Source organism: Pseudomonas sp. UM16 (assembly GCF_050312595.1).
Lineage (GTDB): Bacteria > Pseudomonadota > Gammaproteobacteria > Pseudomonadales > Pseudomonadaceae > Aquipseudomonas.
Genome location: NZ_JBNPJT010000009.1, coordinates 229284 through 241296, shown reverse-complemented (window position 1 = coordinate 241296; position 12013 = coordinate 229284). Strand labels below are relative to the sequence as shown.

Genomic DNA, 12013 nt, shown 5'->3' with positions numbered 1-12013 from the left:
GTGGAACTGCTCGCCAGAGATGCCACAGTAACCGGCTACCCAAGGGCTGGATAGGTGGGGTTCATGGATCGCACTCTGTTCACTTGCAAGGCATATGTTCTAGAGATAACGTCAACGTCATGACCAAGCTCTGCATTGAATCGACCACCAACACCACGACCGCCCGAGGCGGGTCGTGTGAGGTGTCGTGAGCTAGAAAGTCCGCGAACCCCAAAGACCCGCCAGCAATGGACAGGGTCTTTTTTTTGCCCCTGATTCGCTGGCTAGCACGTAAGGAAACGCTCCATGCACGCACTCTTGATTCTCGACATGCAGGTCGGCCTTGTTCACGGCCCGGAAAAGCCTTGGCGTAGCGAGGCGCTGCTCAGCACGTTGAATGCTCTGATGGGCAAGGCCAGAAAGGCAGGGGCCCCCATCTTTCTCGCCCGTCACATAGGCCCGGCGGGCTCGCCTATCGAGCCGGGTAGCCCGCTTACGGAGCTGGTGCAGGAACTGCAGCTTCAGGGGGATGAGGTGATCTTTGAAAAGAGTCGCCCCAATGCCTTTGCCATGACTGACCTCGCCACTCAATTACGTGAGCATGGTTGTGACGGCGTGGTAATTGCCGGCATGAAGACTCAATACTGTGTCGACAGCACCTGCCGCGCTGCGCGCGATCTTGGCTTCGATGCCGTATTGGTTGCCGATGGGCATACCTGCGCTGATACCCCGGAACTCAGTGCGCAGGCGATTATTGCTCACCATAATGCGACCTTGGCGGGGCCATTCTGTCGGGCGGTTCAAGCTGAGGGCTGGCGGTTCTAGGAATATGAACTGATCAATCCTGAACAGGGTTGGTCAGTTCGCGTGGGGCGCCATATGGACCATTTTGGAGGCATGGCCGAGGCAGTGAAAGCAGGGCGGGGAAATGTTTGATATCTGGGTATTGAGTGAATTGTCTATATAAGTACTCGCCCGTATTTTTCTAGATATCTCCCTCGATAGCTTCAGCGAACCTCAGGCAATCAGAGATTTTCCTAGATGCCTAAGAGATCGCTGCTTATTTACTGAAAGTAATGGATGTAGGATCCCATCACCATCATGGCGGCAAAAAATATATATGCCAGCCCCCAAGAAATAAAAAGTATTAGTTTCAGTTGGCGCGGGAACTGTCGAGCTTCGGCAATTTCCAAAATACCCCTTCTGCTACAAATGTCAGGCATTGCTAGTACCAATGTTAAATAGCCGTTGCGCATGGTTTTTCCTATAAAGCCTGCATGGGACCACATGGATATATTATTGGCTACAAACTGGCTTGTAGGTAAGTGGGACTCCGCTTTTTCAGTGTAAATATTGATCATGAAAACCAACCATATTTCTATAAGCAGCAGAGGGACGCCGATAAAAAGACCAATCAGACCAAGCGGTATCTGAGTCATTCAGTGGAATTCCTATAGAGATATTCTTCGGTAAATGCTTCTTGTGTCCTCCCCTGTAGGATCAGCTGCAGTGTTATTTTAAGTTTGCTTGCTCAGTGGTTTCAAAATCCGTGTTGTATTTTACAATCCTGCTAAGCACCTCATTGCCAATGGCCTTAATTAAAGCGGGGTGGTGTCACTGCTTATTTGAAGTAGCTAATGTAGGAAGCTACCATTGTCATGGCTGCAAAAAATATATAAGCCAGTCCCCAGGATGTAAAAAGTATTAATTTTAGTTGACGTGGAAACTGTCTGGCTTCTGTAATCTCCAAAAGACCTATCTTGCTACAGAAGTTGGGCGTAGCTAGTGCTAGTGTTAGCTGGCCGTTCCGCATGGTTTTTCCTATAAGGCCAGCATGGGACCAAATGGATAAGTTGTTGGTTACAATTTTGCTTGTAGGTAAGTGAGACTCGGCTTTCTCAGTGTAGATGCTGACCATGAAGACCAACCATATTTCTATAATGAAAAAAGATACTCCGATAAATAGAACTGTCAGCTCGAGTAGATCTGAGTTATTGAGTAATTTTCCCATATAAAATCTCGCCCATTTTTCCTCCATATTTTCCCCCTATAGCTCCACCAACAGCTCCTCCCACCACTCCTCCCACGACTGCACAAACAAGTACTCCTGGTCCAGTGGTCAATCCTAAGACTACAGAGCAGCCTACTGTTGCAGCATGACCGCCGGCGATACCGCCCACAGTGCTACCTCCCAAACCAAGGACCAAAGTTGCCCCCTCAACATACTTCGCCCGTGTGCATTGATCCTCACGCCCAAGCGAGCAGGCTTTTTTGATTTCCAACGCAGTAGCCGCTACATCCAGAGCGGTACCAATATAGACCCCTTTCTTAATGTACTTTGCAGCCCTTGCTACCCCTGAAATTTTTTCGGCATAGCCCCTGATCTCGCCACTGTTCAAGTAGCTTTTCGTGGAGATGCCTAGCATCCGCTTGACCGAGCCCTGTTTTTGAAGGCCCGCCCCATAGGAAGCAACATTGTCGAGCTGGCCTTCAAGCCGGGCGAAGAGAATCGCGCGCTCAGTGTAAAATTTGTCCCTGGCGGTGATGGAGCCTGTTCGTAGGTACTGTTGATGTAGCTTTTCAATAGCTTCCAATGACTTTTTGATTTCCGCCATGTGCCTGCTCCAGGCATCACTAATGACTCCAGCGCCTAGAGCACCGTTGGAAAGTACACCTTGGAGAAGGTCGAAATTATCCAGTAAAAAGTCATCACCATCGACTTGGTTCGATAACAGGCTCAGATGGATTTCGTTCGCTTTTCCCATCAAGTAAGCTTCTTGACTTGTGCTTGCCGGCGTCGAGGGGTCGCCAATAATCACTAGCTCTCCAGCAATTACCACAGTGTTGGCAATATGGCTGTTGAGCGCATCAAATTTACGGGCGCAAATGCCCGTCAATTGAAGGTCTCTTTTCAGCGCTTCAAATGACTGGGTCTTCGGGTTTATAAAAGATAGCGGCTCAGCCATTTTCGCCTCACGCGTATTTTTTATTATTGATCCGATCCCAGCCACCGGTAACATTGCCACCACTCGAGCCATCGCTGCGTTTTTGCTGAATATAAGTGGTTTTGATACGGCCGTAATTGAGTTGCACCATCTCTAAAGGCCGGCGAAGCTGGCCGTAGCTGAGGTGCTTTGGTGAGCACCAAAACTGTAGCCCGAGATTTCTATCCAGTCGCGGTGTTGCTCATCTAGGGCCTCACCCGGAATACCTTCAATCTTTATAAATGCGTCAAACGCCATGCGGCCTCTCCTTGGTCATCAGTTATTGAAGTGGGTAACTTCAGGCTGAGCCTAGAACTCCACTGGAATCAATTCAATGGGGGAGAAGACGCAAAAGAAAGTTTGGGAAATGGACTACAAGGGGTAGGTGGTTTTGAGGATTTAGTTGCTGGAAGTTACAAATTTTATGCCGATTATAGTCTCGACGCCTATGCAGCAATATGCTTCAAGTGTTCACTCAGTGGCTTCAAAAGCTGCATGGTACTTAACCGTCCCACTCGGCATCTCATCGCCAAAGGACACGGCTTGGAAGTATTCCTGGGGAACGCCCGGCAGTTCCAATCCCGGCTCGGCCTTGAAGCCGAAACGCCCATAGTAGCCAGGCTCGCCCAGCACTACGCAGCCAACACCGCCCAAGCGCCGCAACTCAGCCAAAGCGGCTTCCATCAAGGCGGAACCTACCCCTTGGCCCTGGCGATCTGGCCGAACAGAGATGGGCCCGAGCCCGAACCAGCCCGTTGCGCCCGAGGAAACCGTCACCGGCGAAATGGCGACATGGCCGATAATCTCGTTGTTGTGCACCGCGACCAGCGAGACGCTGAGTTGGCCACTGCGGCGCAGTGCATTGACGATAAATTGCTCGGTGTGGCTTGAATGTTCTGCGTGTTCGAATGCCGCTGCGGTCAGGGCGCTGATGGCGTCGATGTCTGCGGCTTGTTCGTTGCGGATTGTCAGGTTCATCGTGCCTTTCTCTTTGATGTCCGATGAGGTCAGTCGGCGTTATTACTTAACTCGAGCAGCATGCTCACATAGCGAACACCATGGCGCTCGAAACGCTCTGCGCTGACGCTAAAACCAAACTTTTCATAGAAACCCGTGGCCGTTTCTCTGGCGGACAGCGTAATCGCCGTCGCATCGGCCTTTTGCGTTTCGCTGATGACATGGCTCAGCAACGCGCTGCCCAGGCCTTGGCCTTGAAACTCAGCAGCAGTGGCGAATTTTCGGATCTGGTACAGGCCCTCGCCCAAGGCAAATACCGACAGGCAGCACAGCAGTTGATTGCCGAAGGTAACCGCATAATGCTCGGCCTGTTCATCCCCAGGCACATAGCTGTGCTCAAGCGGAAAGTCCGGCCACAGTACCTGCTGCCTGAGGGGCAAGCACTGCGCATGGTCAATTCTGACAATCTCAACATTCATCATTTGCGCCTGCATCGCCCACGTTCCAATCAACCGCTTCGCAGCGTAGTGGAGCCTGTACGGCTGCGCTATCAACCCCGTCATTCTAAACTGCCACCTTCGGCGACCACTGGTTACAATTGCGCTCCCTACCGTGGTGACCCTACCCAGGTACGCACCATCATAGGTTCTCACCGCAACCTGCTCCGAATCAGGCGCTGCGCTAAATACGAAGGGCACAATAAGCCCTCATTTCTTGCTGGGGCGATGGATGAAACAAGGGCGAATTTGGGCACTCTTGCTGCTATTGGTGGGTTTGACGGGCTGTGCTACCGCGCCACCCAGGGATCAGAATAATCTCTGCAACATTTTCCGTGAGTACCCTGACTGGTACGAAGATTCATTAGAGATGCAGGAAAAATACGGCACGCCGCAAAACGTGGCGATGGCGATCATGAAGCAGGAAAGCAGTTTTGTGCACGATGCGCTGCCGCCGCGGGATTACCTGCTGTGGGTGATTCCGTGGGGGCGGGTCAGTTCGGCCTACGGTTATGCACAGGCCCAAGACCCGGTTTGGGGTGAGTACAAGAACGGCACCGGCAATGGCGGCTCGCGGGACAACTTCGATGACGCGGTCATGTTCATCGGTTGGTACACCGACGGTACTCAACGCCAGTTGGGCATCTCCAAGTGGGACACTTACAACCAGTACTTGGCGTACCACGAAGGGCGCGGCGGTTTTAGCCGTGGCACTTACCGCAGCAAGCCGTGGCTGATGCAGGTCGCGCGCAAGGTGGAGCAGCAGGCAAGAAATTACGGCGCGCAGCTTAAGCAGTGTCGTGCAGAGCTGGAGGAAGATACCGGCTGGTTCTGATGACTCAGGCCCGACCTCGCGCCTGTCATCAATTGCCAATCCGCTGACGCTCAATGAAAAGCAGTGAATCTGTAGGTGACGATACTGAAGGGCTCTACAAAACTGACAGGGCGCTGTCAGTTGCCTTTCAGGAACGCCATCACAGGGAGCGCAGCATGAAGTTCAGGTTTATAGGCACCAGCAATCTTGGCCGTCGACGTGTTTTGCGCGATGCCTTCGCCCTGGCTGTGGTGGCCTCGCCGTTGGCAAGTCTGGTCAAGGCGGCGGACGAGAACGTTGAAGAAGTGACCTTCGCGGCCGGCCCACGGCCGCTGGTGCAATACCCACAGAAGCGCCCGTTGACCTTGGTGACCACCCGCCCGCCGCATCTGGAAACGCCGTTCTCGGTGTTCAACGAAGGGCCGATCACGCCGAATGACGCGTTTTTTGTTCGTTACCATCTGGCCAACTTTCCTACCAGCATCGACCCGGACGCTTACCGGCTAACGGTCAAAGGTTCGGTCAATACGCCGCTGTCACTGTCCCTGGCGGAGCTTAAAACCCTCGCCGAGCCAATCGAGGTGGTGGCGGTCAATCAGTGTTCGGGCAACAGCCGTGGCTTCTCGATGCCGCGGGTGTTTGGTGCGCAGTTGGGCAATGGCTCAATGGGCAATGCACGCTGGCTGGGGGTGTCGGTCAAGACGGTTCTGGAAAAGGCCGGGGTCAATGCCGAGGCCAAGCAGGTGAGCTTTCGCGGGCTCGACAAACCGGTGCTGGCGAGTACGCCGGAGTTCATCAAAGCGCTGGACATCAGCCATGCCATGGACGGTGAACCGATGATTGCCTGGTCGATGAACGGCAGCGACCTGCCATTTCTCAACGGTTACCCGATCCGCCTGGTGGTGCCCGGTTATTTCGGCACCTACTGGATCAAGCACCTGAACGAGATCGAAGTGCTGGACCACACCTTTGACGGCTTCTTCATGGCCAAGGGGTATCAGGTGCCGGACAACGAGTGTTTTTGCGTCGCGCCTGGCACCACGGCGGCGAAAACACGGCCGATTTCCAAGTTGCCGGTGCGCAGTTTCATCACCAGCGTTAAACAGGGTCAGGTGTTGCCGCTGAACAAGAGCGTGTTGCTTAAGGGCATCGCGTTCGACGGGGGTGTTGGCGTCAACAAGGTGCAGGTGTCGATTGACGCTGGGCAGCGTTGGCAGGACGCCACGCTTGGCGAGGACCTTGGGCGTTTCTCGTTCCGCGAGTGGACGCTGCCGATCACCTTTACCCACAGCGGCGCCACGCAACTGATGGTGCGCGCCAGTAACAGTGCAGGCGAAACCCAGCCGCTGCGCGCCGACTGGAACCCCGGCGGCTACCGCCGTCACGTCGTTGAAACCACCCACGTGACCGTCGCCTGAGGAGGCCTGTATGACCCGCATGACGATGCTGCTGTGTGCATTTCAGCTGACCTGGATGGCCAGTGTGGAGGCTGCGCCCCTTACGATCACCTTGCCGCCGGAAACGGCGGCGTTCAAAGCCAATGACCTGCCAGGCTACGCGTTGGCCCAGCAAAAATGCTCCACCTGCCATTCTGCCGACTACATCAACTTCCAACCGCCGGGCATGAGCCTGGCGCAGTGGACAGCCGAAGCGGGCAAGATGCAGAAGGTGTATGGCGCACCGATCAGCGATCAGGATGTGAGCATCATCGGCGCCTACCTGGCGGTGACCTACGGCAGTGCCAAGGTCAGTGATGCTGATGTGCAGGCCGCTTCGTTTCCGCCAAAGACGCAGGCCTCGACAGCGCCTGCTGCAAAGGTCGATGCCATGGCCTTGCTGCAGAACAATGCCTGTCTGTCGTGTCACACGATTGAGCAAAAAGTGGTGGGCCCGGCGTATCGCGATGTGGCGGCCAAGTACGCCAGTGATTCACAGGCCTTGGCCAAGGTGACGGCGAGCATTCGGCAGGGCGGCAGCGGTAAATGGGGGGCTGTGCCGATGCCGCCGTTTACCCAGCTGAGCGCGGATGATCTGCAGGCGATGGCGACGTTTATCTTGCAGCAGTAAGTCGTGTGGGGGGCTGGTGGACGGTCGCTTTGCGGCCGATCACGGTTTTTTTCCTGGATCTGTCACCACCCAACGGCTCTGCAGGGCAAACCACAACGTTGCCACATCGGCTGTGCTGTCCATGGATCGCCCACTGATCGCTTCTATTCGGCGTATGCGATAGACCAATGTTTGCTTGTGCACATGCAAGCGTTTGGCGGCATGCAGCCACGAGCGGTTTTCTTCGAGAAACACCTGCAATGTTTGCAGCAGGGCAGTGCCTTGCGCTTGATCGTAGGCGTGCAGTGCGCCCAACACAGAACGAAAGGCGCGAACGGCTTCGTCTGGCGTTCGCGGTAGCCATGGGGTATCGGTTTCCAGCTCTGCAAAGTGGCACACCCTGCGCTGGGCGTGGGTGTGGGCGCAGGCCAGCAGGGCTTCGCGCAAGGCTTCTGCACTGCGTTGAACGGTGTGCAGCGCAGCGCTTGAGCCCATCTGCAGATCGAGTTGTTCGCATAGCTGCGGTTGCAGGCCGTCGGCGTGCAGCAGGATCAGTTCTTCACCTTGGATGCGCGCCAGAACACGATCGTTAAGCTGTCTTAGCAGTATTTCGGTTTTGTTGTGTAGTTCAGGCACGCGGGCCACGGTAAAGACGGCATGGTTCAGGGACAGGTCAGGTAGGTGCTCGTGTAGGCGTTGGCCCGCCTGTTCGAGGCTCAAGCGTTGTTGCAGCAGGTCATCGATCAGTTCCGAGCCGAGTCGCAAGCGTCGTTCGCGTTCGGCCTGGCGTCGCTGCACTTCCAACCCCAGCACCGCGGTGAGGTGGTGAAGCAGGCCGTAGTCAGGCAGTCGTTCGCCGGTCACCACCAACAGGCAGTCCTGCTCGGTCGGCAGTTCAATGCTCAGCGCTTCGCCTTCTGGCAACGTGTGGCGTCGCACCATGGGCTGTTGCTCGCCGTGTCGGCGGCGACTGGCGAAAAGTGCGGTACGTACGGCCTCGGGCAGGGGGGCGAGCTGCTCGTCCCAAGGTGTCAGTGTTTCGAGCAAAAGTACGTGTAGGCGACAGTGAATGTCGGCTTCCAATCGTTGCACCAGCGCCGCCAGACTCAGGCCGGAGATGCTCAGCCGGGCACTTTCATATACCCGCGCCAGGGCACTGCGACGTTGGTATTCTTCTTTCTGATTGGCATCAATAATGGCCCGGGTCACGGCAGCGAATGGCACGCCGTACTCGGTCATGATCACCGGGAAGCCGAGCAGGCGGGCGCTGTCGGCAAGGGCTTGAAGATTGTCGGGCGCCTGCATGTGCTCACCGATCATCATGCCGGCCAGGCCCGCTTGCGCAAGCCGTTGCACATAATCCCGTTGCGCCTGCGGGTCGGCTGGAACGCCAAGGCCAGTGGTCATCAGCACGTCGCCCTCTCCCAGCCACTCGGTGGGATCGGACAATTCACAGACGTGAGCCCAGCGCACCTCGTGCTCAAGGCCATCGGCTCCGCTCAACAGGTATGAGCGAAGCTCAGGGAGGGCAATCAAGTCACGGATGTGAAGTGACATGCGCAGGCTGCTCCAGTGGATAACACAGGTGGCCGGGCTCATCCTGCCGGTGAGTCGTGTCATCACCAGCTGGCAGGTAGCATTCCCATGGCAGACAGCACTGCATAAACGCCGCTGGAGGCGAAGATCAGGATGATGCCGGCCTGAATGATGGGATGAGCATACCAGCCACACTTGAAAGCAGGTTCCTTGTCGCCATTTTTGCGCGAAGCGTTGAGCAGCAGGATGGGAATGATGCCCATCAATACGCCACCGAAAGTACCTGCAAAGTACAGGGCGTTAACGAAGCCACTGATACCCGAGTAGGCGAGGATAAACGGCGGGATTGCAACCACAGCCAGCACTGTCAGACGCTTTCCCCGATGGCTCTCATCCCCCAGGCGAAAGTGGTCGAAGATGTTGGTGAACAGACAGCCCCCCAGCCCCCAGTACGAGGTCAGCATGGCCAGCAGGGCGAAGGTGTTGGCGACATAGTAGGCCCACTGGCCCAGCGAGCGGCCCCAACTGAGTGTGGCAACCTCGCTGAGGTTGTCGCTGCCCACCAGGGCGATCACTGACGCCGGGATGGCGGCGACCAGTACGAAAGTCAGCAGCATGCCGCCGATAATCAGGCGTGGCAGGCGCTTGGGCGTATCCAGGTTGCCGCGCACCAGTTCTGGCACAAGAAACTGTGCGCCGAAGACGAACACGGCCAGGTTGAACACCGGCACTACGTATTGCCACTGGCTTTGCCACAGGTGCACAAGTTGGGTGTTTTCATGCAATACCGTAGCGCCGATCAGCAGGCAGACGATCATCACCATGCCGGCGCTGATCAGTTTTTCCGCTACGCCCAATGCCTTGAGGCCGAGGTACAGCACCAGGGCCGAAGGCACGAAGAAGATCAGACTGCCCATCTGCCGACTCAACCCGAACTGCCCGAAAAAGTCGGTGAGGATGTTGCCGCTGCCGGTCATATAGGCGACCAGTGCACCGTAGCTGTTGGCGGCAACGGCAATGAAGATCAGCCAGCCACCGAAGGGCCCGAGGTACTTTCGCGACAGGCCGCTAAGCTGTTTGTTCTCACGGGTGCGCAGGCAGGCTTCAGCCACGTACAGCATGGTGATGATGCAAAACAGGCAGGTGACCGCCAGGCATACCAGCAGCGGGATGTAGCCGACTTTGCGCGCGGCAAAGGCCATGCTCAGAACGCCCGCGCCAATGTTGGTGCCGATGATGATACCAATGGTTTCGGTCCGGCCCAGGGCATGCGCTTTCAATCCTGAAGGCGCTTCTATGTATTGTTGTGTACCCACTTATTGTTACCTCGTTTTGTTATGTGGGAAGCGTGCCGCCTACGGCTCACGCGAGGATCAGGTAAGTCTTGCGAACGCTTTGCTGGATGATCCAGGTGCCTTGGGTATTGGCCGGAAAGTACAGTGCGTCACCTGCGGCGAAAGCCACAGGCTCACCTTGATCCGGGGTGAAACTGCCGCTGCCGCTGACGATGTAGCTGTATTCGGCTTGGGCCACCTGACGACGAAAGGTGCCTGGGCTGCACTCCCACACTCCACTGGCGCCGCGGCCGTCGGTCAGGTTCTGATGCGCGGCGGTACGTGCCTGCGCAACCGGCGCTTGCAGCGGGTTGCCCAGGGTGGTCGCGTCACCGAAGGTGAGCGGGGCATTGGTAGCAATACGAACGATCGACATGGTTCAACTCCTCAGGCTTTGTCTTCGAGCCCGGCCGGGGCAAAGCCGGCCAGAAAACGATCAACGGCAGCGGGGGTAGTGCCCGCCAGTTCCGAACGCTCTTTGCGGATTACCGCATTGCGTACCAGCGAGCCGCCCCAGTAGCGAACAGGTTCAGGCGGGAAGGTGCGGCAGTTGCGTTCAACCAATGGGCAGGTGCTCCAGGCATCAGCGCGGCGCAATGCCAGGCTGGCTAGAATTCGCCCACCCAGGCGGCTTGGGCCGACACCGTTGCCGCTCCAACCAATGCCGTAGTGAATGTTGTTCTGAGCGCCAAGTCGGCCAAATACCGGCAGGCTGTCATAGGTGCGGTCGATAGGGCCGGACCACTGTGCGGCGACCCGGGCGTTGCTGAGCATAGGATAGGTGCGGCGCAGGTCGGCTTCGGTCAATGCAAGGCTTGGCGCATCTTCGCTGAACACATCACCGATTTTTGAGCCGAAGCTCAGTGCACCGGTGCCTTTGCCAAAGGCGATTCGCCCGTCGCGGGTGGTGCGGTAGTAATCGACCATCAGTTGCGAATCGGTGATGGCTTCGCCCCCGGTCCAGCCGATCTCCGCCAGATGCTGCGGGATAGCTTCAGTCGTCACAATCGAGCTGTTGACTGGCACAATCAGCTTCGCCAATGCTGGCATTGCTGCGGCCCAGGCATTGACAGCCAGCACCACTGAACGGGCGCGTACATGTGCCTGGGCGGTTTTGAGCAACACAGGCTCACCCGGCTCAACGGCGCTGACGCCTGTGCCTTCGTGAATCTCTACACCCATGGTCAATGCCACACGGCGCATGCCTTCAACCAACAGGGCAGGTTGCACGGTGGCATTGCTACGCTCGAACACGCCCGCCAGATGCACGGCCGAGCCGGTGCGGCGGGCGACTTCTTTGGCGCTGAGGCGCTCGAAGGGTTGCACGCCCAGGCGCTCGCAGGCTGCCAGGGTGCCGTTCCAGGTGTCGACGTGTTGCGCGGTGGTCGCAGTCCACAGCCAACCGCTTTGCTGGAAGTGGGCATTGATGCCATGGCGCTGACAAAACTCACCCAGCTCAGTAATGGCGTGCTCAGCATTGTGTCCTAGAAACAGCGCTTGCTCTTCGTTGCAGAAGCCACGCAAGGTGCCGATTTTTGGCCACCAGGACATGACAAAGCCACCGTTGCGCCCAGACGCGCCGCCACCGCATACGTGCTGTTCGAGCACCATGACTCGGGCATCCGGTTCAAGCTCCTTGATGGTCATGGCCGTCCACAGCCCGACAAAGCCGCCACCGATCACCACGACATCAGCGTCATGGTTGCCCGTAAGCGGCGCTGTCGCGCCATCAAGCAAGTCGGTGGCCGCCATCCAGTGGCTGGGTTTTAACGGAGGGGTGAGAGTTAGCTTCATTGTGAGCCCCTGGCATGTGGAATGCTGGCCAGTTTCAATGGGCTCACAAGACGCGACAATTAGACGCCCTTA

At 56.7% G+C, this 12013-nt stretch carries 12 protein-coding genes and 1 pseudogene; 4 read left to right on the top strand and 9 right to left on the bottom strand.

Features of this window, described 5'->3' with window-relative positions; translation table 11 throughout:
* The first annotated feature begins 285 nt into the window (after positions 1-285).
* A complete protein-coding gene (locus ACQRAX_RS13230; protein WP_412039902.1) occupies positions 286-804 on the top strand; it encodes a cysteine hydrolase family protein in 519 nt (172 codons plus the stop codon).
* A gap of 239 nt (positions 805-1043) precedes the next feature.
* On the opposite strand, the gene ACQRAX_RS13225 is transcribed toward ACQRAX_RS13230, so the two are convergent.
* The 5 genes and pseudogenes from ACQRAX_RS13225 to ACQRAX_RS13205 form a co-directional block, all read right to left on the bottom strand.
* A complete protein-coding gene (locus ACQRAX_RS13225) occupies positions 1044-1418 on the bottom strand; it encodes a hypothetical protein (RefSeq protein ID WP_412039901.1) in 375 nt (124 codons plus the stop codon).
* A 552-nt stretch (positions 1419-1970) separates the two neighbouring features.
* Positions 1971-2945: a hypothetical protein gene (locus tag ACQRAX_RS13220; RefSeq protein ID WP_412039900.1), complete on the bottom strand. Its 975-nt coding sequence runs from the start codon at positions 2943-2945 to the stop codon at positions 1971-1973.
* A gap of 7 nt (positions 2946-2952) precedes the next feature.
* Positions 2953-3221, bottom strand: a pseudogene (locus ACQRAX_RS13215) (type VI secretion system tube protein Hcp).
* Between the two features lie 213 nt (positions 3222-3434).
* Positions 3435-3941: a GNAT family N-acetyltransferase gene (locus ACQRAX_RS13210; protein WP_412039899.1), complete on the bottom strand. Its 507-nt coding sequence runs from the start codon at positions 3939-3941 to the stop codon at positions 3435-3437.
* A gap of 29 nt (positions 3942-3970) precedes the next feature.
* Positions 3971-4483 carry a GNAT family N-acetyltransferase gene (locus ACQRAX_RS13205; protein WP_412039898.1) on the bottom strand — a complete coding sequence of 171 codons (513 nt, stop codon included), beginning with the start codon at positions 4481-4483 and terminating at the stop codon, positions 3971-3973.
* Positions 4484-4649: 166 nt separating this feature from the next.
* Between ACQRAX_RS13205 and ACQRAX_RS13200 the strand changes: the two genes are divergently transcribed.
* The 3 genes from ACQRAX_RS13200 (at position 4650) to ACQRAX_RS13190 (ending at position 7298) form a co-directional block, all read left to right on the top strand.
* Positions 4650-5252 (top strand): hypothetical protein, encoded by a 603-nt coding sequence (locus ACQRAX_RS13200; protein WP_280043277.1) that lies wholly within the window; start codon positions 4650-4652, stop codon positions 5250-5252.
* A gap of 155 nt (positions 5253-5407) precedes the next feature.
* Positions 5408-6649, top strand: coding sequence for a molybdopterin-dependent oxidoreductase (locus ACQRAX_RS13195; RefSeq protein ID WP_412039897.1), 1242 nt, complete (start codon positions 5408-5410; stop codon positions 6647-6649).
* A 10-nt stretch (positions 6650-6659) separates the two neighbouring features.
* On the top strand, positions 6660-7298 hold the full coding sequence (locus tag ACQRAX_RS13190; protein WP_412039896.1) for a c-type cytochrome: 639 nt from the start codon (positions 6660-6662) through the stop codon (positions 7296-7298).
* 39 nt (positions 7299-7337) lie between these two features.
* Here the strand turns inward: ACQRAX_RS13190 and ACQRAX_RS13185 are convergent, their stop codons facing one another.
* The 4 genes from ACQRAX_RS13185 to ACQRAX_RS13170 form a co-directional block, all read right to left on the bottom strand.
* Positions 7338-8834 (bottom strand): PucR family transcriptional regulator, encoded by a 1497-nt coding sequence (locus ACQRAX_RS13185; RefSeq protein WP_412039895.1) that lies wholly within the window; start codon positions 8832-8834, stop codon positions 7338-7340.
* Between the two features lie 62 nt (positions 8835-8896).
* Positions 8897-10129, bottom strand: coding sequence for an aromatic amino acid transport family protein (locus tag ACQRAX_RS13180; protein WP_412039894.1), 1233 nt, complete (start codon positions 10127-10129; stop codon positions 8897-8899).
* Positions 10130-10175: 46 nt separating this feature from the next.
* On the bottom strand, positions 10176-10523 hold the full coding sequence (locus ACQRAX_RS13175) for a cupin domain-containing protein (protein ID WP_412039893.1): 348 nt from the start codon (positions 10521-10523) through the stop codon (positions 10176-10178).
* Positions 10524-10534: 11 nt separating this feature from the next.
* Entirely contained in the window at positions 10535-11941 is a 1407-nt protein-coding gene (locus tag ACQRAX_RS13170) for an NAD(P)/FAD-dependent oxidoreductase (protein WP_412039892.1), read from the bottom strand.
* Positions 11942-12013 lie beyond the last annotated feature (72 nt).